Raw genomic sequence first — 21,013 nt, forward strand, 5'->3', positions numbered from 1 at the left:
ACAACCTTGCCAAGGTTGGGGTCGAGGGTTCGAATCCCTTCGCCCGCTCCAGTTTTCAAAAGGCTGCGGCCGGCGCTATCGCCAGCCCACGCAAACGCCGAGCGGGCGTAGCTCAGGGGTAGAGCACAACCTTGCCAAGGTTGGGGTCGAGGGTTCGAATCCCTTCGCCCGCTCCAGTTTGCTTCCCACCATGATCCGCCGCTTGGCGATCCGGCAAGTGCCCACTGGCCATCGCCGACGCCTTGCGCCACCATGCCCGCCATGGACCCCGTCATCACCACCGAGCGCATGACGCTCTGGCAGCCTCACCGGCGCGATCATGCCGGCTTCGTCGCGCTCATGGCCTCCGAGGCCGTCCGGCAGCATCTCGGCAATCCGGCAACGGGCAAGTCCGAGGAATTCTCGCGCCTGTTGCGTGGCGCCGGCTCGTGGTCGCTCTATGGCTATGGGCTGTTCGTGTGCCGGTTGCATGGCGAGGACGACGTGATCGGCATCGCCGGCGTGTTCCATTCATGGCGCGGCTTCGCGCAGGGGCTCGACGACGTGCCCGAGGCGGGCTGGATCATCGCGGAACGCTACTGGGGCCAGGGCCTTGCGCGCGAGGCGATGCGCGCTTCGCTCAAGTGGTTCGATGCCGTGCACGGCCGCCAGCGCATTTCCTGCATGATCGACGAGGGCAATGCCGCCTCGCTCAGGCTGGCGGACCGACTGGGGTTCGCACGCTACGGCACTTACGAGGACGAGGGGCGCGAGACGCTGGTGTTGCTCGAGCGGGTCTGAGGCCGCCTGCCCCTCCACCACCGCTTCGCGGTGGTCCCCCTCCCCATTCCATGGGGAGGATCTGATCCTCCCTGCCGAAGGCGGGGAGGGGGACCGCCCGCGCAGCGGGTGGTGGAGGGGCCCTCCTAGTACGTAGCCAAACCCAACGAAAAAGGCCGCCCGGTTTCCCGGACGGCCCTTTTTTTGTCGACGAGAGTGGCCGGACTTAGAAGTCCATGCCGCCCATGCCGCCCATGCCACCGGGCATGCCGGCGGGAGCGGGCTTGTCGTCGGGCTTTTCGCTGATCGCCGCTTCGGTGGTGATCAGCAGGCCGGCGACCGAGGCCGCGTCCTGGAGAGCGGTGCGCACGACCTTGGTCGGGTCGATCACGCCGGCGGCCTTCAGGTTTTCATAGACGTCGGTGGCGGCGTTGAAGCCGATGCCTTCGTCCGACTGGTCGAGCAGCTTGCCCGCCACGACGGCGCCGTCGCTGCCGGCGTTCTCGGCGATCTGCTTGACCGGAGCGGTGATCGCCTTGCGGACGATGTCGATGCCGCGGGTCTGGTCTTCGTTGGCACCCGTGAGGCCTTCGAGGGCGCGGGTGGCGTAGAGCAGCGCGGTACCACCGCCGGTCACGATGCCTTCTTCCACCGCAGCGCGGGTGGCGTGGAGGGCGTCGTCAACGCGGTCCTTGCGCTCCTTGACTTCGACTTCGGTCGCACCGCCGACCTTGATGACCGCAACGCCGCCAGCCAGCTTGGCCAGGCGTTCCTGCAGCTTTTCACGGTCGTAGTCCGAGGTGGTCACCTCGATCTGGGCACGGATCTGCTCGACGCGCGACTTGATGTCGTCGGCCGCACCGGCACCATCGACGATGGTGGTGTTGTCCTTGTCGATCGTGACCTTCTTGGCCTGGCCAAGCATGCCGAGCGTAACGCTCTCGAGCTTGATGCCGAGGTCTTCCGAGATCATCTCGCCGGCAGTCAGCGTGGCGATGTCGCCCAGCATGGCCTTGCGACGGTCACCGAAGCCCGGTGCCTTGACGGCTGCGATCTTGAGGCCACCGCGCAGCTTGTTGACCACGAGGGTGGCCAGCGCTTCGCCTTCGATGTCTTCGGCGATGATCAGCAGCGGACGGCCCGACTGCACTACGGCCTCGAGGATCGGCAGCAGCGACTGGAGCGACGACAGCTTCTTCTCGTGGATGAGAATGTAGGGATTCTCGAGTTCCACGGTCATCTTGTCGGGGTTGGTGATGAAGTAGGGCGACAGGTAGCCGCGGTCGAACTGCATGCCTTCGACGACATCGAGTTCGAATTCGAGGCCCTTGGCCTCTTCCACGGTGATCACGCCTTCCTTGCCGACCTTGTCCATGGCTTCGGCGATCTTTTCGCCGACTTCCACGTCACCGTTGGCCGAGATGATGCCGACCTGGGCGATTTCCGACGAACCCGAAACCGGGGTCGAACGCGACTTGAGGTTCTCGACGACCTTGGTCACGGCAATATCGATGCCGCGCTTGAGGTCCATCGGGTTGATGCCGGCTGCAACCGACTTCATGCCTTCGCGCACGATGGCCTGGGCCAGCACGGTCGCGGTGGTGGTGCCGTCACCGGCCTTGTCGTTGGCCTTCGAGGCCACTTCGCGCAGCATCTGCGCGCCCATGTTCTCGAACTTGTCCTTGAGTTCGATTTCCTTGGCGACCGACACACCGTCCTTGGTGATGCGGGGAGCGCCGAAGCTCTTGTCGATCACGACGTTGCGACCCTTGGGGCCGAGCGTGACCTTCACCGCGTCGGCGAGGATGTCCACGCCCTTGAGGATGCGTTCGCGTGCGTCACGCGAAAAGCGTACGTCCTTGGCAGCCATGATATTGTCCTTCGAATAGGGGATGTAAGGCAGGAAATCCGGGTGATCAGCCGATCACGCCGAGGATGTCCGATTCCTTCATGATGAGCAGGTCTTCGCCCGACACCTTCACTTCGGTGCCCGACCACTTGCCGAACAGCACGCGATCGCCGACCTTGACGTCGAGCGGCGTGATGGTGCCGTTCTCGGCGCGGGCGCCGGTGCCGACGGCGACGATTTCGCCCTCAGCCGGCTTTTCCTTGGCGCTGTCGGGGATGATGATCCCGCCGGCAGTCTTTTCCTCGGCTTCGACGCGGCGCACAAGCACGCGATCGTGCAGCGGACGGAAAGTCATGGGTTGCTCCCTCTTCCAATCAGAATTGGCACAAGAATTTCTGCTTGGCACTCTCATACCGAGAGTGCCAGCGCCCCGCATATGGGTGGGGGGCGAAGGAGCGTCAAGCGATCACCGGTGAAAATTTTTGCGCGGCCGGGAACCCGATGGCAAGCCTGGCGCGGCAGGGCGGTCGGGCATCGGGCCAGGATCAGCCGGCCAAGGTGTCCCGCGACGGCAAAAGGCCCAGGTGATCGCGATTGTGCCAGCGCCACAGCAGCATCGCCGAGACCACGACCAGCCCCGCCATCAGGCCGAGCCAGACGCCCGTGCCGCCCAGAGGCGTGAACAGGCCGAGGCAGATCGCGGTACCGAGGCCCGGGATCCAGTAGCCGAACAGCGCGATGGCCATCGGGATGCGCGTGTCCTGCAGCCCGCGCAGGATCGCACCGCATGTCGACTGCGCCCCGTCGAACAGCTGGAATGCCGCCGCCACCATCAGGAACTGGACGGCGTAGCCGACCAGCGGCGCATTGCCGGGGTTGGCGGTATCGACATAGAGCCCGACGAAGAAGCGCGGCGCGATAACCATGATCGCGGCGGTGAGCGCCATGAAGCCGACGCTCATCGCCAGAGCCGTCCATCCCGCCCGCGCGATGGCCTGCCGGTCGCCGGCGCCATAGGCAAGGCCGACGCGGATCGTCGCGGCCTGCCCCAGCCCGAACGGCACCTGGAACGAGATGCTGGCCAGTTGCAGCGCCACGGTATGCGCAGCCAGCTGCAGCTCGCCGATGCGGCCCATCAGCAGCGCCGCGCCGTTGAACAGCCCCGCCTCGGCGATGATCGTCGCGCAGATCGGCAGGCCGATCTTCCACACCTCGAAGAAGCGGCGCCATTCGGTACGCCACCAGCGGCCAAGCAGGCGGTAGCGATGGAGATTGCGATCGAAGCGCAGCACCAGCGCATAGGCCAGCAGCATGGCGCTGCTGGTGACGACGCTCGACCAGGCCGATCCGATCAGGCCCAGCGCGGGCATGCCGGCGTGGCCGAACACGAAGATCCAGTTGCCCAGCGCATTCACGCCCACCGCCATGCCGGTGATCGCGGTGCCGATGCCCGGCCGGCCGAGCGTGGAGACGACCGTGCGCAGCAGCGAGGCCAGCACCATCGGCACGCAGGCGAGCGACAGCACGGTCAGGAAGGGTACGGCGCGCACGACGACGGCCTCGGCCTGCCCCGTCGCGCGCAGCACCGGCCCGCCCAACTGGCACAGGCCCACGGCGACGAGCGCGGCGATCACCCCGACCCAGCCCGCCATGCGCACCGTGCGGCGCACCTCGCGCACGGCATGGCGGCGTCGGCCCAGCTCTGCCGCGATCAGCGGGGATGCCGCGCCGACCAGGCCGCTGAGGCTCCAGATGAGCAGGCCGAAGACCGAGACGCCAAGCGCTGAGGCGGCCAGCGCTTCGGGCCCGAGGCGCGCGACGAACAGCACGTCGACCGCGAAGACCGCCATTTGCAGCAGGTTGGCCCCGACTAGCGGCGCGGCAAGACGCAGCATCTCGCGCCATTCGCCACGGGCGTAATGCCCAGCTCGATCGGGGGCGAGATCAGGAGACGGCAAGGGCACGGAGGCGGACATGCGACGGCCATAGGGGCTACGCGTCCGCGAGGAAAGGACCTCCCCGGCCCGATCACGGCGTGCAACTTCAGTGCGCGGCAGGCGTCGCCCGGAACGGGTGCGACAGGGCGTGATAGAGCTTTTCCGGGCAGATCTGCGCACTGACGTAGTCGGCCACCAGCGCAGCGGCGAACAGTGGCAGGATCATGCCGCGATCGGCGGTCATCTCCATGACGATGATGACCGCGGTGAGCGGTGCCCGCGTCACGCCGGCGAAATAGGCGATCATGCCGAGCATGGCCACGGCCCCCGAATAGCCCGGCGGGAACAGAGTGCCGGCCAGCTGGCCCAGCCCCGCGCCGACCGACAGCGACGGCGCGAAGATCCCGCCTGGCGCCCCGCTGAGCGCGGTGGCGAGCGCGGCGACGAACTTGGCCGGCCCGAACCACAGCGAGGCCTCTCCGCCCGACAGCAGGCTGCGGGTGGTGCCGTAGCCCGTCCCCCAGGTCAGTCCGTGCGTGGCGATGCCGATCACCGCGACCAGCAGGCCCAGCCCCGCCGCGAGCGCGACGGGCCGTGCCCTGAGACGCCCGATCCAGCCATGCCCGATCGTGCCGAAGGTACTGAGGATGCGCGCGAAAAGACCGCCCGCAAGCCCGCCGGCGACGCCGGTGCCCAGCGCCGCGACAAGCGCCGGAACGATCGGGACGCGCTGGCTCATCGCGCCGAAATAGACATAGTCGCCCGACAGGCCGAGGCTGACGAGACCGGCGGTCATTACCGCGAGCATGACCAGCAGCGCGAGCCGCTGCTCGAACGCGGCGGCAAGTTCCTCGATCGCGAAGGCGACGCCCGCCAGCGGTGTGTTGAACGCGGCGGCAACGCCCGCGGCCCCGCCGGCGATGATGACGCCGGAGCCCACCGGCACGCGCAACCAGCGATGGACCGCAACCATGATCGCCGCGCTGATCTGCACCGTCGGCCCTTCGCGCCCGACCGAGGCGCCGCTCAGCAGCATCGCCAGCGTGCCGCCGAACTTGGCAAGCGCGGTGCGCAGCGACAGCAGCGGCACCATCGCCGGGTGCGCGGGCGCTTCGGCCGCGGCCATGACTTGCGGGATGCCCGACCCGCGCGCCGCCGCGCAGCGGGTGCGCGTCAGCCAGGTGACGGCGACGAACAGGGCAGGCGTCAACACCAGCGGCGCCAGCGGCTGCGCCGTCACCAGCCGGGTGAACAGCGCCTGCGCCGCTTCGCCGGCGCGGGCGAAGACGATCGCCGCAAGGCCCAGCGCCAACGCGCCACCCAGCGCGGCGAGGCGGGGCTGGAGGTTCTTCGCCGCCGCGACCGAACGCGGAAGGGCGCCGCGCGGCGCCGTGTGTTGCGGAGAGTCGGGCGCGGGGGCATCAGGCTGGGACATGGTCGCCGGCCTTACGCCCCCTTGCTGCGGATTTCGCCTAAAAAGATCGGCGTTTGCCGACAGGCGCCGATCAGCTCAACGCGATGTCGGGCGCGTCTTCCTGCTTCATGCCGACGAGGTGATACCCGGCGTCGACATGATGGACCTCGCCGGTGACGCCCGCCGAGAGATCGGACAGGAAATAGAGGCCCGAGCCGCCGACGTCCTCGATCGTCGAGTTGCGACGCAGCGGGGCGTTCAGCTCGTTCCACTTGAGGATGTAGCGGAAGTCGCCGATGCCGCTGGCGGCCAGCGTCTTGATCGGGCCGGCCGATATCGCATTGACGCGCACGCCTTGCGGCCCGCAGTCGTTGGCGAGGTAGCGCACGCTCGCCTCGAGCGCGGCCTTGGCGACGCCCATGACGTTGTAGTGCGGGACGACCTTTTCGGCGCCGTAATAGGTCAGCGTCAGGATCGAGCCGCCGTTGGGCATCATTTCGACCGCGCGCTTGGTCACCGCGACCAGGCTGTAGGCCGAGATGTTCATCGTCATCAGGAAGTTGTCGAGCGTGGTGTCGTAATAGCGGCCGCGCAGCTGGTTCTTGTCCGAATAGCCGATCGCGTGGACGACGAAGTCGATCGTGTCCCAGCGCGCCTTGAGCTGGTCGAAGGCGGCGTCGAGGGCGTCCATGTCGGACACGTCGCAATCAATGAGGAAATCGCTGCCCAGGCTTTCGGCCAAGGGGCGCACGCGCTTGGCCAGGGCATCGCCCTGGTACGAAAACGCCAGTTCCGCGCCGTGTTCGTGCAGCTGGCGGGCAATGCCCCATGCCAGGGACTTGTCGTTGGCAAGGCCCATGATGAGACCCCGCTTACCCTTCATCAATCCGGTCATGAACCCTCGTGCCTGTACTTTGCGCCGGCCGGTCCCCGCGTGGGGGGATCACCGGCGGCCAGTCATTCCTGTGACGATGCGCCGGCCTGACGGAGGGACCGTGCGCGATCGTCTGCCTGGCCCAGCACGTCGCGCTCTTCCGGTGTCTCGGCCAGCGCGGCGTTGAGTTCGGCACCTACGACCATCCCTATGCCGACCAGCCAGAAAAAGAAAAGGGCGATCATCACCCCTGCCATACTACCGTAGGTGAGATCGTAGGAGAAAACGTGAGCGAGGAGTTTGGGCAACAGCGTCGTCACCAGCACCCACCACACGCACACCAGCAACGCGCCCGGCCACTTGGGATAGGCCTTGGAGCGATAGCGCGAGGGGGTCAGCGACAGGAACAGCAGCCACAAGGCGCCGAACAAGACGAGCGTGGGCACGAAGCGGCTGGCGGCGAGGCCGTCGGCCCAGCGGGCGAATTGCGGCAGGCCCGCAAAGATCACTTCCTGCGCGGCCCCGATCGCCACTTGCGCCACGATGGAGACGAGAATCAGCACGACCGAGGCGAGGATCAGCCCGGTCGACATCAGGCGATAGCGCCAGAACGCATGCTCCCAGCCGGTGCCGTAGGCCCGGCGCAGGATGTCGCGGATCGTCTCGACCAGGCTGCCCACCGTCCACAGGCCGACGAGTCCGCCGATCCACAGCAGGTGGCCGGTCCGCGCCTCGACCGCGGCGCGCGCGACCGGGTCGATGGTCTTGGCCACCACCGGCGGCATGGCGCGCAGCACCGTATTGATCGCGGCGGTGCGCTGGCTGTTCTCGCCGATCAGTGAAAACAGTGCGGCTCCGGTGATGAAGAACGGGAACAGCGCGATCAGCACCATGTAGGCAAAGTTGCCGGCATGGATGAAGCCGTCGTTGATCACCCCGGTCCAGATACGCTTGAGCAGTTCGAAGAATCGCGACCCCGGCTTGAGCTCGGCGCGCGCATCGTCCCACTCGGCGCGCATCCGCTGGCGCAGCGCGGCGCGGCGGCGCGCCTCGGGCGAGAGATCGGGCACGAGCGGGATAGCACCCTCGGGCACCCCGGGCATGTCGTGAGCGGTCTCGCTGTCGTATTGTCCGTCCATATCAGGGGGTAATGCACCGGGCGCCACTTGGCTCCCCTGCCCGCCCCCCGCGATGGTCATGTTCAGACGCCGAAGCGCGCGCGCGGGTTGCGTGTGTCCTGCCAGCCGGCAAGCCGTGCCCTGAGGTCCTCGTCGGCACCCGGCAGGTCGATCTGCAGCGTCACCAACTGGTCGCCGCGCTCGCCGTCCTTGCGGCTGAACCCCTTGCCCTTGAGCCGCAGCGTGCGTCCGCTGCTGCTGCCCGGCGCCACGGTCAGCATGACCGCGCCGTCGACGGTGGGCACCTTGACCTTGGCACCGTTCACCGCCTCGTCGAGCGTGACCGGAAGATCGAGGCGGATGTGGTCGCCGTCGCGCACGAAGAACGGGTGCGATCCGATCTCGATCGTCACCAGCGCATCGCCGGCACCGCCCGGCCCAGGCTCGCCCTTGCCGCCGAGGCGCATCTGCTGGCCGTGCTCGACACCGGCAGGCAGTTTCAATTCGATCGTGCTGCCGCCCGAAAGCGTGACACGTTGCGGCGCGCGCGTCGCGGCTTCGACGAAGGGCACCTGCAGGCGGTAGCTGACGTTAGCGCCCTTGGGCGGCGCGGCCCGGCGTCCGCCGCCGAAGCCGCCGCCCATGCCACCACCCATGCCGCCGCGCCCGCCGAACAGGCCCTCGAACAGGTCGGACAGGTCCGGGCCGTCGGCGCCGCCCGTCTCGAACCCGCCGTCGTGGCGAAAGCCGCCCTGCCCGCCGCGGCCAAAGCCTGCGCCGCCGAACCCGCCGCCCCCGAAGGGCATCGCCGGGTTGCCGTCGGCGTCGATCTCGCCGCGGTCGAACTTGGCGCGCTTGTCCTTGTCGGAGAGCAGGTCGTAGGCGCGCGTGACCTCGGCGAACCGCTCGGTCGCCTTGGGATTGTCCTTGTTGGTGTCGGGGTGCAGGTCCTTGGCGAGCTTGCGATAGGCCGACTTGACCTCTTTCTCGCTCGCGCTGCGCGCCACACCCAGGATGGAATAAGGATCTGCTGCCATGGCACTCTAGCTAGGGGCGCGGGGCCCTGCCCGCAAGGCTCGCTTTCACCGTGGCGGACTTGCCGCTAGGGCGCATTGATCGACATCATCGCGCTCCCGGAGCGACCGCGCCACGACAGGCGCTTTGATCGACAGGACAGGACACTCGAACCCGTGACCGACCAGATCCAGGACGCCATCCCGCACGGCGACCCATACGCCATCTTCGACAGCTGGTTTGCGCAGGCGCAGGCGAGCGAGCCGAACGATCCCAACGCCATGGCGCTGGCCACCGCCACGCCGCAAGGCGCGCCCTCTGTGCGCATGGTGCTGCTCAAGGGCCATGGGCCGGACCTGGGCACGCCCGAGGCCAAGCGCCGCGGCGGTTTCGTGTTCTACACCAACCTGCACAGCCGCAAGGGCGGCGAACTGGCCGTCAATCCGCACGTGGCGCTGCTGTTTCACTGGAAGAGCCTGCGCCGCCAGGTGCGCATCGAAGGCCCGGTTGTCGCGGTCACCCCCGCCGAGGCGGATGCCTATTTCGCCAGCCGCCACCCCGAATCGCGGCTGGGCTCCGCCGCCTCGGAGCAGTCGCGCCCGCTCCCCTCGCGCGAGGTCTATCTCGAGCGCGTCGCCGCGCTGCGCGCGCAATATCCCGAAGGCGACGTGCCGCGCCCGGAACATTGGTCGGGCTATCGCGTCGTTCCCGATGCCATCGAGTTCTGGCAGGATCGCGACTTCCGTCTTCACGAGCGCCGGCGCTTCGTGGCCGACGGCGCGGGCGGCTGGACCAGCACGCTGCTTTACCCCTAGGCGGCGTGGACAAATTCCACAGCGCCACGGCTGGAGGCAAAAACCGCCAGTTCAAGGAGGCGAGGAAGCGCAATATCGGGAATATTGTGCGACGAGCCGACGCGGAAATGGCGGTTTTTGGTCCAGCCCCGAAAGGGGTTGCCCTGTAAAAGGCCCTGGCAGCGTTGCTCGTCCTTGAAGGAGACCCACTCCTCCTGCGTCCTCGCGCCTCACCAGGGCCTTTTACAGGGCAACCGTGGCGTTGTGGAATTTATCCACGCCGCCTAGGAGGGCGCATGACCGAGACCACGCTGCCCACCGGAACCATCGACCCGCCGCGCCTCGCCCAGCCCGCGCACGGCGATCTCAACCGCCGGGCGGCGATCGCCAGCAGCACGGTCGCGCTGCTGCTCCTGGGGCTCAAGGCCTGGGCCGTGGTGCAGACCGGTTCGCTGGCGATGCTCGGCAGCCTGGCCGACACCGCGCTCGACCTCGTCGCCAGCCTGGCGACGCTGCTCGGCGTCTGGATCGCCGCGATCCCCGACGATCACAACCATCGCTTCGGCCATGGCAAGGCCGAGGCGCTCGCCGCACTGTTCCAGGTCATCCTGATCTCGTTCTCGGCACTGGGCCTCGCCTGGCGCGCGGTGATGCAGTTCCTGTCGGGCGACAAGGCGATCGAGGCCGATTCGGGCATCGTCGTATCGGTCATCGCGATCGGCGCGACGCTGGCGCTGCTGGCCTACCAGCGCGCGGTGATCCGGCGCACCAACAGCCTCGCCATCAGCACCGACAACGTCCACTACAAGTCCGACCTGTTCCTCAACCTCGCGGTGATCGCCGCGCTGCTGATCGAGCGCACGTTCCATCTCGCCGGCACCGATGCGGTGTTCGCCCTCGGCATCGCGCTTTGGCTGGGCTGGGGCGCATGGGGCGCCTCGCAGGAGGCGATCGAGCAGCTGATGGACCACGAGTGGCCGATCGAGAAGCGCGAGCGTTTCCTCGAGGTCGTCGCGCGGCATCCGCAGCTCAAAGGCCTGCACGACCTGCGCACGCGCACCAGCGGCAACCGCGATTTCGTCCAGTTCCATGTCTGGGTCGACGGCAACATGACCGTCAAGCAGGCGCACCGCGTGATGGACGAGATCGAGGCCCTGCTGCTGGCAGAATTTCCCGACATCGAGGTGCTGATCCATCCCGATCCCGAAGGCCACGTGGACGAAGGCCCGATGGGTGCACAGGACCTGCTTGCGCCCGGGCCGAACGGCGAAAGCCCCGCGCTGGCCGTGCAGGGCGCACCGGGCGAGGGGTGAGGCGACGAGGTCGTTCAAAGCCTCCACCACCCCCGCAATCCAACGCCCCTTGTTAACCACCCCGTGCTACACGGCAACGATGCCGCACAGCCTTGCCCGCAGCCTTGCATGGTTCGCCACCAGCCGCCGCGCCCCCTGGGCCGTGCTCGGCCTCGCGCTCGCGCTGCGTGGCCTCGCCATTCTGGCCGCGGTCGAGCCCAGTTCGGATGCGGCCTGGTACTTCTCGCGCGCGGCGATGCTGGCGGACGGGCGCGGGTATCTGGGCGATCATGGCGCGCCCACCGCCTATTGGCCGCCGGGCTGGCCGATGGCCCTGTCGCTGGTATTCCACCTGACCGGCCCCGCGATCTGGGCCGCGGGACTGCTCAACCTTGCGCTGTCGGCGCTGACCGGCTGGCTGGTGCTCGACCTCGGCCGGCGGCTGTTCGGGAGCGAAGTGGCCGGCCGCATGGGCCTGCTGCTCTGGGCGCTTTACCCCAACGCCATAGTCTACGTGCCGCTGGCGCTGACCGAGGTGTTCTACGCCACGCTGCTGCTCGCGCTGTGCTGGCTGCTGGTGGCGCGGCAAGGGGTGGCCGCCACGCTGCTCGCCGGCCTCGTCCTCGGCCTCGCCACGCTGGTCAAGGCGCAGAGCCTCGTCGTCGTGCCGCTCATCCTCGCCATCGCGCTGTGGCGCGAGACCGGGGCGATGCGGCGCCTTCCCGCGCTTGTCGGCACGGGTCTCGCGCTTGGCGCACTTGCCGCGCTGGTGGTCATGCCGTGGTCGCTGCGCAACCAGCGCGAACTCGGCGCCTTTGTCGCGGTTTCGACCAACGGCGGGATCACGCTGCTGACCGGCAACAACGATAGCGCACGCGGCGGCTTCACGCCCGAAGACCCGGTGGTCCGCGCCCTCGATGCCCGCACCGACCTCGGCGAGCTGGCCAAGGACGCCGAGGCCAAGCGGCTGAGCATGGCCTGGATCGCGGCCCATCCGGCGCGGTTTGTGGGGCTCATGCCGATGAAGCTGGTGCGGTTGTGGGGGCCGGACGGCGAAGGCCTATGGGCTTACGAGACGGGATCGCCGGCCTATGCCGCGGCGCCGCGAGCCTTCCTGTTGCTGCGCGTGGCCAACCAGGCGTGGTACTGGGCGCTGCTGGCGCTGGCCGCCGCCGCAGTGCCGCTGATGGTCCGCAAGCGCCGCCGCGCCGGCCTCGGCCCGGTCGACTGGTGGCTGCTGCCCTATGGCATCGTCGCTTATCCCAGCCTGATTGCGCTGGTCTTCTCCGGCCAGTCGCGGTTTCATTATCCGGCGATGCCCTTCGTGTGCATGGCGGCGGGCTGGGTCGTCGCGGCGGCGCTGACACGGCGTGACAGCGCCGCCGCGGCACGCTAAGAGACGCGCATGCACTCAGGCTTGCGCCCTTGCACGACCACTACCGCCACCCCGGTGTTCCGGGGGTGGACGCGCCTGCACGCCTGATCGGGCGACTTGCGCGATGCCACCACCCCGGTTCGGGGGATGGCATTCTCTCCCGCACCGGCCAATGCTTTCGGATGCCGCCCCTTTTGCGGCCGCGCCCTTTGTGCCAAAGCGCAGCCCGAATTCCCGCGAGAGAGACACGATGTCAGACCTGCTCAAGATCACCCTGCCCGACGGTTCGCTGCGTGAAGTGGCGCCGGGCACCACGCCGGGCGACATTGCCGCCGCGATCGGCCCGGGCCTCGCCAAGGCCGCGATCGGCGCGCGCGTGAACGGGGAGCTGTTCGACATCACCCGTCCCTTCGAGGGCGACGCCACGCTGGCGCTGGTCACCGCGAAGGACGAGGCCGACGCGCTGGAACTCGTGCGCCACGACTTCGCGCACATCCTGGCCGAGGCCGTACAGGCGCTGTTCCCCGGCACGCAGATCACCTTCGGCCCGGCGACGGACGACGGGTTCTACTACGACTTCGCGCCCGCAGAGCGTCCCTTCACCGAGGAGGACCTCCCCGCGATCGAGGCCGAGATGCGCCGCATCATCGCCGCCGACAAGCCGCTCAAGCGCGAAGTCTGGAGCCGCGAGGCGCTGATCGCGCGCTGGCGCGAGCAGGGCGAGACGTTCAAGGCCGAATGGGCCGCCGAACTGCCCGAGGGCGAGGAGCTGACGGTCTACTGGTCGGGTGGCGACTGGCTCGACATGTGCCGCGGCCCGCACCTCGCCTCGACCGGCAAGCTCGATCCCAACGCGTTCAAGCTGACGCGCGTGTCGGGTGCCTATTGGCGCGGCGACCAGTCGAACGCGATGCTGAGCCGTGTCTACGGCACCGGCTGGCTCAGCAAGAAGCAGCTCGACGCGCACCTCACGCGTCTCGAGGAAGCGGCCAAGCGCGACCACCGCAAGCTCGGCGCCGAGATGGACCTGTTCCACCTCCAGCAGGAAGCGCACGGCTCGGTGTTCTGGCACCCCAAGGGCTATCTCATCTGGCGCGAGCTCGAGGCCTACATGCGCCGCGCCATCGACGGTGCAGGCTATCGCGAGGTCAAGACCCCGCAGGTCATGGACGCACGGCAGTGGGAGCAGTCGGGCCACTGGGGCAAGTATCGCGAAAACATGTTCGTGATCCCCGACGAGGTGCCCAACACCGAGGACGAAGGCCCCGTCATCAGCGGCGATGCCGACTGGATGGCGCTCAAGCCGATGAACTGCCCGGCGCACGTCCTGATCTTCCGCCAAGGCCTCAAGTCCTATCGCGAGCTGCCGCTGCGGCTGTACGAGAACGGCTGCTGCCACCGCAACGAGCCGCACGGCGCGCTGCACGGGCTGATGCGCGTGCGCCAGTTCACCCAGGACGATGCGCATATCTTCTGCCGCGAAGACCAGATCGTCGAGGAAGTGCGTGCGTTCTGCGAACTGGCCGACCGCATCTACAAGGACTTCGGCTTCACCTACTCGATCAAGCTGGCGCTGCGCCCCGAAAAGCGCTTCGGCAGCGAGGACCTGTGGGACAAGTCCGAGGCCGAGCTGCGCGACGCGGTCGCCACCGCCGGGCTCGCCACGCCCGAATATGGCTGGGAAGAGCTGCCGGGCGAAGGGGCGTTCTATGCGCCCAAGCTCGAATGGCACCTGACCGACGCGATCGGCCGCACCTGGCAGGTCGGCACGATCCAGTCGGACCGCGTGCTGCCCGAGCGGCTCGACGCGGGCTACATCGCCGAAGATGGTGAACGCCACCGCCCGGTCATGCTGCACCGCGCGATCTTCGGCTCGTACGAACGCTTCATCGGCATCCTGATCGAGCACTTCGCCGGCCGCCTGCCGACCTGGCTGGCCCCGGTCCAGGCGGTGGTCGCGACCATCGTCTCGGACGCCGACGGCTATGCGCTCGAGGCCACCGAAGCACTGCGCGCCGCCGGCATCCGCGTCGAGAGCGACCTGCGCAACGAGAAGATCAACTACAAGGTGCGTGAGCACTCGCTGCAGAAGGTCCCGTACCTGCTGGTGGTGGGCAAGCGCGAGGCCGAGGAAGGCACCGTCGCCATCCGCCGGCTGGGCGAACAGGCGCAGAAGGTGGTGCCGCTAGCCGAAGCCATCGCGCTGATCCGCGAGGACGGCCTGGCCCCCGATCTGAAGCGCTGAGCGATTTGGGAAATCCCCTCCCGGTTGCGGGAGGGGTCAGGGCGGAGGCCGTTTTCCGGCCCGGCCCATGACGCAAGCTGGGGCTTCATGGCCCAAGCGGGGGCTCCTAGGGCAAACCCATCGTCATCCCGGGCTTGCCCCGGGATGACGGGCAATTTGCGAGCACGGTAAACGGCAAGACAGCCGGCGTCCCCCTCCCGCCTGCGGGAGGGGGTAGGGGAGGGACTGTTTCTCGGCCGGAAAAAGGGAACACCCCCTCCCCCGGCCCCTCCCGCAAGCGGGAGGGGGGTATCGCTCAGACGGTAAAGCTCTCGCCGCAGCCGCAGCTGCCCTTGGCGTTGGGGTTCTGGAACACGAAGCCGGCCTGGAAGTCGTCTTCCACCCAGTCCATCGTGCTGCCCACGAGATAGAGCACCGAGCCACCGTCGATGAAGAAGGTGCCGCCCGGGGTCTCGATGCGTTCGTCCATCGGATTGGCCGCATCGACATAATCGACCGAATAGGCGATGCCCGAGCAGCCGCGGCGCGGGGTCGAGAGCTTGACGCCGATCGCGCTGTCGGGCGCGCTGGCCATGAGCGTCGCGATGCGCGCCTCGGCCGCCGGGGTCAGGATCACGGCGGCGGGGCGCGCGCGGGTGCGGGTGGTCGTGCTGGTGGTCATGGCTCAGAGCATCCCGAGTTCGAGCTTGGCGTCGTCGCTCATCTTCTGCGGGTCCCACGGCGGATCCCAGACGAGGTTCACTTCGGCATCGCGCACGCCCGGCACGGCGCCGACGCGCAATTCGACCTCGGCGGGCATCGATTCGGCAACCGGGCAGTGCGGCGTGGTCAGCGTCATGGTCACCGCGACATGCGCGTCGTCGGTTACGTCGACGCCGTAGATCAGGCCCAGATCGTAGATGTTCACCGGAATCTCGGGATCGTAGATGTCGCGCAGCGCCTCGACCACGCCCTCATAGATCGCGCCGCCCGGCTCGCCCGGCTTCACGCCCTCGGGCTTTTCGGCCAGGAACCCGGCCAGGTAGTCGCGCTTGCGCTCTGCCGGTACTTCGGGCGCCGGTTCGGGAATGTCGTCGACATGCGCGCGGCGCGGCGCGCTCACCGCGTCGACTTCCTCGATCGTGAAACGGGGGGTATCGGCCGTCATCCGAAGATCCTCAAGGTTCGCTCGATGCCGCGCACCAGCGCTGCGACATCGCTTTCATCGCTGTAGATGCCGAAGCTGGCGCGCGCGGTGGCGGGCACGCCGAGATGCTGCATCAGGGGCTGGGCGCAGTGGTGCCCGGCGCGGATCGCCACGCCTTCCTCGTCCAATATGGTGCCGAGGTCGTGCGGATGCACCCCCTCGATCGCGAAGCTGACAATGCCGGCAGCATCGTCCGGCCCGAACAGGCGCACCGCATTGAAGCCGCGCAGCGCCTCGCGCGTCGCACGCACCAGCACGGTCTCGTGTGCGTGGATCGCATCGAGCCCGATCCCCTGGACATAGTCGACCGCCACGCCCAGCCCGATCGCCTCGACGATCGCCGGGGTGCCGGCCTCGAAGCGCTGCGGCGCCGGGGCGTATGTCGTGCCCTCGAAGGTCACGCGGTCGATCATCGCGCCCCCGCCCTGCCACGGCGGCATGGCATCGAGGATCTCGGCCTTGGCATAGAGTGCGCCGATGCCGGTCGGACCGTAGAGCTTGTGCCCGGAAAAGGCATAGAAATCGACGTCGAGCGCCTTCACGTCGATGGCAAGGCGCGGCACCGCCTGGCACCCGTCGAGCAGGATCTTCGCGCCTACGCCATGCGCCAGCGCGACCGCGCGCGGCGCATCGAGCACCGAGCCCAGCACGTTCGAGACATGCCCGAACGACACCAGCTTGTGCGCGGGCGTCAGCATCCGTTCCGCCGCGTCGAGGTCGATGCGCCCGTCTTCGGTCAGCGGGCAGACGTCGATGGCAATGCCGGTCTGCCCGGCGATCAGTTGCCACGGCACGATGTTGGAATGGTGCTCCAGCATCGAGAGCAGCACGCGGTCACCGGCCTTCAGGTTGGCCAGGCCCCAGGTCTGCGCGACGAGGTTGATCGCCTCGGTCGCGCCGCGGGTGAAGACGATCTCGCCCTCGCCCGCACCGATCAGCCCGGCGACCTTGCGGCGCGCGGCCTCGAAGCCCAGCGTCATCTCGGCCGAGCGCGTGTAGACGCCGCGGTGCACCGTGGCGTAATCGGCCCCCGTCGCGCGCGCGACGGCGTCGACCACGACCTGCGGCTTCTGCGCGGTGGCGCCGGTGTCGAGATAATGCCAGCGGCTGCCGTCGGCGTTGCGCAGGCCCGGCCAGTCGGCCTCGGCGGTCAGCGGCATGGATGGCGCCAGCGTGCTCACAGCAGCGCCCCCAGCGCCTGCAGCGCGGCCTCAGTCAGCACCTCTTCTTCGGCCGCGTCGACGAAGGCCTCGGCGATGAACGCCTGCAGCATGAGCTTCTTGGCCTCGGCCGGCGGCAGCCCGCGCGACTGCAGGTAGAACAGGCCCTGCGCGTCGAGTTCGCCCACCGCGCAGCCATGCGCGCACTTGACGTCGTCGGCGTAGATTTCCAGCTCGGGCCGGGCATTGGCCGTGGCGGTGCGATCGAGCAGCATGGCGCGGATCGACTGCTCGCCATCGGTGCCGATCGCGCCGCGATCGACCACCACGCGGCCGAGGTACGTACCCGTCGCCTTGCCCGCCAGCACCGAGCGCACGACCTGCGACGAGGTCGCGTCCGGCTCGGCATGGATCACTTCGGTCACGATCTCGAGCGTCTGGTCGCCGCCTGCCAGCTGCGCCGCACCGAGATGGAAGCGCGCGCCCCTGGCCAGCCGCACCTTGACCGCGATGCGGCCATAGGCACTGCCGGCGTTGAGCAGGCGCAGGTCGTAGCTGGCGCCCTCGCCCAGCGTGATCGTCAGGTCGCGCGCCGCCGGCGCATCGCCTGCGATCACCACCGAGAGCGTGCTGCTCTCACCCGCCGCCACCGCGATCGACTCGGCGGGCAATGGCCACAACGTCGCCAGCGCGGCCAAGTCGGCGTAGCGGAACGCCTCCTCGGCGCGCGTGGGGAGCATCGCGGTCGTCACGCCACCGCCTCGTAGCCATGTTGTTCGAGCTCGAGCGCCAGTTCCGCCCCGCCCGAGCGGACAATGCGCCCGCCGGCAAGAACGTGGACGAAGTCCGGCTTCACGTAGTCGAGCAGGCGCTGGTAATGCGTGATCAGCAGCACGGCCTTGTCGGGCCGGCGCATGATCGCGTTGATGCCCTCGCCGCAAATGCGCAGCGCGTCGATGTCGAGGCCCGAATCGGTTTCGTCGAGGATCGCCAGCTTGGGATCGAGGATGCCCATCTGCACCATCTCGGCGCGCTTCTTCTCGCCGCCCGAGAAGCCGACGTTCACCGGACGCTTGAGCATGTCCATGTCCATGCGCAGCAGGTCCGCCTTCTCGCGCGCCAGCTTGAGGAAGGCGCCGCCCGAAAGCGGCTCCTCGCCGCGCTGGCGGCGCTGGGCGTTGAGCGATTCGCGCAGGAACTGCAGGTTCGACACGCCCGGGATCTCGACCGGATACTGGAAGCCGAGGAACAGGCCCGCAGCGGCGCGCTCGTGCGGGTCCATCGCGAGGAGGTCGTGGCCCTCGAAGGTCGCGCTGCCGCCGGTCACCTCGTAGCCGGGGCGCCCGCCCAGCGTATAGGCCAGCGTGGACTTGCCCGCGCCGTTCGGCCCCATGATCGCGTGGATCTCGCCGGGATTGATGGCGAGCGACAGGCCCTTGAGGATGGCCTTGCCGGCGATTTCGTTGGAGAGGTCACTTATCGTCAGCATTGCGTCTTCCGCTCGTGCAATTGGCAAGGAAATCGGCGCGCACCTCATCGAACAGGGCGCGCCACGATGTCTCGATGGCTTTCACGTCATCCAGTTGTTTCTGCCGCGCATCGACCTGGGCCAGCGCGGTCGTGGCGGTCGCCTGCCCGCTCGCCGAGCCCGAGGCCGGCGCGCCGAGCAAAGCCGCGCGTTCCTGCGCGATCTCGCGCTGCTCGGCATAGACGCCGGCGGCGAACTGCGTGCGGCGATGCGGCTCGTCGGTGATCATGCGGCGCAGGTCCTGCTTGTTGCAGGTCTTCACCGCTTCCAGCGCCGGCGTCGGATCGGGCGCCGTCACCACCATGGCGAGGCCGAGGAGCGCGCTCATCCCACCGAGCCTTCGAGGCTGATGCCGAGCAGCTTCTGCGCTTCGACCGCGAACTCCATTGGCAGCTGCTGCAGCACCTCGCGCGCGAAGCCGTTGACGATCAGCGCCACCGCCGCTTCCTGGTCGAGCCCGCGCTGCATCGCGTAGAACAGCTGGTCGTCGCTGATCTTGCTCGTGGTCGCCTCGTGCTCGATCGTCGCCGACGGGTTGCGCACCTCGATATAGGGCACGGTGTGCGCGCCGCACTCGCCGCCCAGCAGCAGGCTGTCGCACTGGGTGAAGTTGCGCACGCCCTCGGCGGTCGGTGCCACGCGGACCAGCCCGCGATAGGTGTTGTTCGACTTGCCCGCGCTGATCCCCTTCGACACGATGGTCGAGCGGCTGCGCTTGCCGTTGTGGATCATCTTGGTGCCGGTATCGGCCTGCTGGTAATTGTTGGTCACCGCGACGGAGTAGAACTCGCCCACCGAATCCTCGCCGTTGAGGACGCAGCTGGGATACTTCCACGTCACCGCCGAGCCGGTCTCGACCTGCGTCCACGACACCTTGGATCGCGCGCCCTGGCACAGCGCGCGCTTGGTGACGAAGTTGTAGATCCCGCCCTTGCCCTGCGCGTCGCCGGGGTACCAGTTCTGCACGGTCGAGTATTTGATCTCGGCATCGTCGAGCGCGACCAGCTCGACCACGGCGGCGTGGAGCTGGTTCTCGTCACGCTGCGGCGCAGTGCAACCCTCCAGGTACGAGACATAGGCGCCCTTGTCGGCGACGATCAGCGTGCGCTCGAACTGGCCGGTGTTCTCGGCGTTGATGCGGAAATAGGTCGACAGCTCCATCGGGCAGCGCACGCCCTCGGGGATGTAGACGAAGGTGCCGTCGGAGAAGACCGCGCAGTTGAGCGCGGCGAAGAAGTTGTCGTGCATCGGCACGACCTTGCCTAGCCAGCGGCGCACGAGGTCGGGGTATTCGCGGATCGCCTCGCTGATCGAGCGGAAGATCACGCCCGCCGCCTCCAGCTCCTTGCGGAACGTCGTCGCGACCGAAACCGAATCGAACACCGCGTCCACGGCCACGCGGCGCGCACCCTCGACGCCGGCGAGCACTTCCTGCTCGGCCAGCGGGATGCCCAGCTTCTCGTAGACGCGCAGGATCTCGGGATCGACCTCGTCGAGCGACTTGGGGCCGTCCTTCTGCTTGGGCGCGGCCCAGTAGTAGGCTTCCTGGTAATCGATCGGCGGCACGTTGAGCTTGGCCCAGTCGGGCATCGGCATGGTCAGCCAGTGGCGATAGGCCTTGAGCCGCCACTCGAGCATCCACTCCGGCTCGTCCTTCTTGGCCGAGATGAAGCGGACGGTGTCCTCGGACAGGCCCTTGGGGCCGTATTCCTGCTCGATGTCGGCAACCCAGCCATGCTCGTACTCGGCCACGCGCGCCGCCGCGTCGCGGGCCGCCTGGTCCTTGACCGGGGCCTCCGCCGCAGCGGTGTCGGAAAGCGGTGTAACGTTGAGCGTCTGGTCGGTCATGCGGGCAACTCGGCAGGAACGGGGGCACCGGCAGGCGGCGCGAAAACGGGGGTGGCGTCCGGGCTCGTTGCTGGCGCGCCTTGGGCTTGGACGAGGGGGCGCGCCAGCTGGACCAGCGACACGCCCGAAAGGGCGGCACGCAGCGCGGCGTCGACCGCAGGCCAGTGCGGCCGCACGGTGCAGGCCGCCTCGAGCGTGCAATCGCCGCGCCCATGCCCGCTGCACGCGGCCATGGCAATCGGCCCTTCGACCGCCTCGACGATGTCAGCGAGGCTGATTGCCGCCGCCGGCCGCGCCAGCTTGAGCCCGCCCCGCGCGCCGCGCACGGCCTTGAGCAGCCCGGCGGCGGACATCTTGCTGACCAGCTTCTGCACGGTCGGCGCGGGCAATCCGGTTTCGTCAGCAAGCCGCTGGGCCGACAGCATCGGCGCATCGGCCGCACGGCTGCCGCAATGCCGCGCCGCCGCGCACATCATCACCACCGCATAGTCTGCCATGCTCGACAGCCGCATCGCACCGTCCCGCCTCGTGAAAGAGCGCGAAACGGCAAATCAGACCGAATCGCTCCGGTTATCTAGGCGCGGGGGTGGCGGGATGCAAGACGCACACAGGTAGGGTGA

The 21,013-nt window shown here is 68.4% G+C and carries 20 protein-coding genes and 1 tRNA gene; 6 read left to right on the forward strand and 15 right to left on the reverse strand.

The genetic code is table 11. The annotated features are described in order from the left end of the window. Positions 1-101 precede the first annotated feature (101 nt). Positions 102-176 (forward strand) — tRNA-Gly (locus V7Q48_RS14675). A gap of 85 nt (positions 177-261) precedes the next feature. Continuing rightward, complete coding sequence (locus tag V7Q48_RS14680) at positions 262-780, forward strand: GNAT family N-acetyltransferase (protein WP_333839017.1); 519 nt, start codon at positions 262-264, stop codon at positions 778-780. A gap of 205 nt (positions 781-985) precedes the next feature. Here V7Q48_RS14680 and groL read toward each other — a convergent pair whose 3' ends face one another. The 7 genes from groL to V7Q48_RS14715 all read right to left on the reverse strand — a co-directional run bounded on the left by groL (position 986) and on the right by V7Q48_RS14715 (position 8,988). Further along, on the reverse strand, positions 986-2,629 hold the full coding sequence (groL, locus tag V7Q48_RS14685) for a chaperonin GroEL (protein WP_333839018.1): 1,644 nt from the start codon (positions 2,627-2,629) through the stop codon (positions 986-988). A gap of 46 nt (positions 2,630-2,675) precedes the next feature. Then, positions 2,676-2,963, reverse strand: a complete 288-nt coding sequence (gene groES, locus V7Q48_RS14690; RefSeq protein WP_110763794.1) for a co-chaperone GroES — start codon at positions 2,961-2,963, stop codon at positions 2,676-2,678. A 190-nt stretch (positions 2,964-3,153) separates the two neighbouring features. Continuing rightward, positions 3,154-4,503, reverse strand: coding sequence for an MATE family efflux transporter (locus V7Q48_RS14695; protein ID WP_333839054.1), 1,350 nt, complete (start codon positions 4,501-4,503; stop codon positions 3,154-3,156). Between the two features lie 148 nt (positions 4,504-4,651). Then, positions 4,652-5,980, reverse strand: a complete 1,329-nt coding sequence (locus tag V7Q48_RS14700) for a chloride channel protein (RefSeq protein ID WP_333839019.1) — start codon at positions 5,978-5,980, stop codon at positions 4,652-4,654. A 70-nt stretch (positions 5,981-6,050) separates the two neighbouring features. Next, positions 6,051-6,854 carry an enoyl-ACP reductase FabI gene (fabI, locus tag V7Q48_RS14705; protein ID WP_333839020.1) on the reverse strand — a complete coding sequence of 268 codons (804 nt, stop codon included), beginning with the start codon at positions 6,852-6,854 and terminating at the stop codon, positions 6,051-6,053. Positions 6,855-6,916: 62 nt separating this feature from the next. Beyond that, positions 6,917-7,972 carry a YihY/virulence factor BrkB family protein gene (locus V7Q48_RS14710; RefSeq protein ID WP_333839021.1) on the reverse strand — a complete coding sequence of 352 codons (1,056 nt, stop codon included), beginning with the start codon at positions 7,970-7,972 and terminating at the stop codon, positions 6,917-6,919. A gap of 62 nt (positions 7,973-8,034) precedes the next feature. After that, positions 8,035-8,988, reverse strand: a complete 954-nt coding sequence (locus tag V7Q48_RS14715) for a DnaJ C-terminal domain-containing protein (RefSeq protein ID WP_333839022.1) — start codon at positions 8,986-8,988, stop codon at positions 8,035-8,037. A 153-nt stretch (positions 8,989-9,141) separates the two neighbouring features. On the opposite strand from V7Q48_RS14715, the gene pdxH reads away from it, so the two are divergent. From pdxH to thrS, 4 genes are all read left to right on the forward strand, one after another. After that, positions 9,142-9,780 carry a pyridoxamine 5'-phosphate oxidase gene (gene pdxH / locus V7Q48_RS14720; protein ID WP_333839023.1) on the forward strand — a complete coding sequence of 213 codons (639 nt, stop codon included), beginning with the start codon at positions 9,142-9,144 and terminating at the stop codon, positions 9,778-9,780. 275 nt (positions 9,781-10,055) lie between these two features. Continuing rightward, positions 10,056-11,072, forward strand: a complete 1,017-nt coding sequence (locus V7Q48_RS14725) for a cation diffusion facilitator family transporter (RefSeq protein WP_333839024.1) — start codon at positions 10,056-10,058, stop codon at positions 11,070-11,072. 79 nt (positions 11,073-11,151) lie between these two features. Then, on the forward strand, positions 11,152-12,447 hold the full coding sequence (locus V7Q48_RS14730) for a glycosyltransferase family 39 protein (protein ID WP_333839025.1): 1,296 nt from the start codon (positions 11,152-11,154) through the stop codon (positions 12,445-12,447). 229 nt (positions 12,448-12,676) lie between these two features. Then, the gene (thrS, locus tag V7Q48_RS14735; RefSeq protein WP_333839026.1) at positions 12,677-14,671 is read left to right on the forward strand and encodes a threonine--tRNA ligase; all 1,995 of its coding nucleotides are present in this window, start codon (positions 12,677-12,679) and stop codon (positions 14,669-14,671) included. Positions 14,672-14,966: 295 nt separating this feature from the next. On the opposite strand, the gene V7Q48_RS14740 is transcribed toward thrS, so the two are convergent. From V7Q48_RS14740 to V7Q48_RS14775, 8 genes are read right to left on the reverse strand one after another with little or no spacing between them, the layout of a single operon-like run. Beyond that, positions 14,967-15,332, reverse strand: a complete 366-nt coding sequence (locus V7Q48_RS14740) for a HesB/IscA family protein (protein WP_333839027.1) — start codon at positions 15,330-15,332, stop codon at positions 14,967-14,969. 3 nt (positions 15,333-15,335) lie between these two features. Further along, positions 15,336-15,818 (reverse strand): SUF system Fe-S cluster assembly protein, encoded by a 483-nt coding sequence (locus V7Q48_RS14745; RefSeq protein ID WP_333839028.1) that lies wholly within the window; start codon positions 15,816-15,818, stop codon positions 15,336-15,338. Continuing rightward, positions 15,815-17,017, reverse strand: coding sequence for a cysteine desulfurase (locus tag V7Q48_RS14750; protein ID WP_333839029.1), 1,203 nt, complete (start codon positions 17,015-17,017; stop codon positions 15,815-15,817). Before V7Q48_RS14750 ends, V7Q48_RS14745 begins: the two co-directional genes overlap by 4 nt. Positions 17,018-17,034: 17 nt before the next feature. Then, positions 17,035-17,757 carry a SufD family Fe-S cluster assembly protein gene (locus tag V7Q48_RS14755; protein WP_442947148.1) on the reverse strand — a complete coding sequence of 241 codons (723 nt, stop codon included), beginning with the start codon at positions 17,755-17,757 and terminating at the stop codon, positions 17,035-17,037. A gap of 8 nt (positions 17,758-17,765) precedes the next feature. Then, positions 17,766-18,506 (reverse strand): Fe-S cluster assembly ATPase SufC, encoded by a 741-nt coding sequence (sufC, locus tag V7Q48_RS14760; RefSeq protein WP_333839031.1) that lies wholly within the window; start codon positions 18,504-18,506, stop codon positions 17,766-17,768. Next, positions 18,490-18,873, reverse strand: a complete 384-nt coding sequence (locus V7Q48_RS14765) for a hypothetical protein (RefSeq protein WP_333839032.1) — start codon at positions 18,871-18,873, stop codon at positions 18,490-18,492. Before V7Q48_RS14765 ends, sufC begins: the two co-directional genes overlap by 17 nt. Then, positions 18,870-20,393 carry a Fe-S cluster assembly protein SufB gene (gene sufB, locus V7Q48_RS14770; protein WP_333839033.1) on the reverse strand — a complete coding sequence of 508 codons (1,524 nt, stop codon included), beginning with the start codon at positions 20,391-20,393 and terminating at the stop codon, positions 18,870-18,872. Before sufB ends, V7Q48_RS14765 begins: the two co-directional genes overlap by 4 nt. Beyond that, entirely contained in the window at positions 20,390-20,905 is a 516-nt protein-coding gene (locus tag V7Q48_RS14775) for an RrF2 family transcriptional regulator (RefSeq protein WP_333839034.1), read from the reverse strand. The genes sufB and V7Q48_RS14775 overlap by 4 nt, the downstream gene beginning before the upstream one ends. Positions 20,906-21,013: the final 108 nt, after the last annotated feature.

Origin of the sequence: Novosphingobium sp., assembly GCF_036803765.1 — a bacterium.
In the GTDB taxonomy this organism is placed as follows: domain Bacteria; phylum Pseudomonadota; class Alphaproteobacteria; order Sphingomonadales; family Sphingomonadaceae; genus Novosphingobium.

Bases quoted from the DNA above. Each gene is read 5' to 3' on its own strand.
- V7Q48_RS14765 (WP_333839032.1), bottom strand. From the start codon at position 18,873: ATGAGCGCGCTCCTCGGCCTCGCCATGGTGGTGACGGCGCCCGATCCG.
- V7Q48_RS14750 (WP_333839029.1), bottom strand. From the start codon at position 17,017: ATGCCGCTGACCGCCGAGGCCGACTGGCCGGGCCTGCGCAACGCCGAC.
- sufC (WP_333839031.1), bottom strand. From the start codon at position 18,506: ATGCTGACGATAAGTGACCTCTCCAACGAAATCGCCGGCAAGGCCATC.
- V7Q48_RS14710 (WP_333839021.1), bottom strand. From the start codon at position 7,972: ATGGACGGACAATACGACAGCGAGACCGCTCACGACATGCCCGGGGTG.
- V7Q48_RS14680 (WP_333839017.1), top strand. From the start codon at position 262: ATGGACCCCGTCATCACCACCGAGCGCATGACGCTCTGGCAGCCTCAC.
- V7Q48_RS14745 (WP_333839028.1), bottom strand. From the start codon at position 15,818: ATGACGGCCGATACCCCCCGTTTCACGATCGAGGAAGTCGACGCGGTG.
- sufB (WP_333839033.1), bottom strand. From the start codon at position 20,393: ATGACCGACCAGACGCTCAACGTTACACCGCTTTCCGACACCGCTGCG.
- groES (WP_110763794.1), bottom strand. From the start codon at position 2,963: ATGACTTTCCGTCCGCTGCACGATCGCGTGCTTGTGCGCCGCGTCGAA.
- V7Q48_RS14755 (WP_442947148.1), bottom strand. From the start codon at position 17,757: ATGCTCCCCACGCGCGCCGAGGAGGCGTTCCGCTACGCCGACTTGGCC.
- V7Q48_RS14775 (WP_333839034.1), bottom strand. From the start codon at position 20,905: ATGCGGCTGTCGAGCATGGCAGACTATGCGGTGGTGATGATGTGCGCG.
- thrS (WP_333839026.1), top strand. From the start codon at position 12,677: ATGTCAGACCTGCTCAAGATCACCCTGCCCGACGGTTCGCTGCGTGAA.
- fabI (WP_333839020.1), bottom strand. From the start codon at position 6,854: ATGACCGGATTGATGAAGGGTAAGCGGGGTCTCATCATGGGCCTTGCC.
- V7Q48_RS14700 (WP_333839019.1), bottom strand. From the start codon at position 5,980: ATGTCCCAGCCTGATGCCCCCGCGCCCGACTCTCCGCAACACACGGCG.
- V7Q48_RS14730 (WP_333839025.1), top strand. From the start codon at position 11,152: ATGCCGCACAGCCTTGCCCGCAGCCTTGCATGGTTCGCCACCAGCCGC.
- V7Q48_RS14715 (WP_333839022.1), bottom strand. From the start codon at position 8,988: ATGGCAGCAGATCCTTATTCCATCCTGGGTGTGGCGCGCAGCGCGAGC.
- groL (WP_333839018.1), bottom strand. From the start codon at position 2,629: ATGGCTGCCAAGGACGTACGCTTTTCGCGTGACGCACGCGAACGCATC.
- V7Q48_RS14740 (WP_333839027.1), bottom strand. From the start codon at position 15,332: ATGACCACCAGCACGACCACCCGCACCCGCGCGCGCCCCGCCGCCGTG.
- V7Q48_RS14695 (WP_333839054.1), bottom strand. From the start codon at position 4,503: ATGCTGCGTCTTGCCGCGCCGCTAGTCGGGGCCAACCTGCTGCAAATG.
- V7Q48_RS14725 (WP_333839024.1), top strand. From the start codon at position 10,056: ATGACCGAGACCACGCTGCCCACCGGAACCATCGACCCGCCGCGCCTC.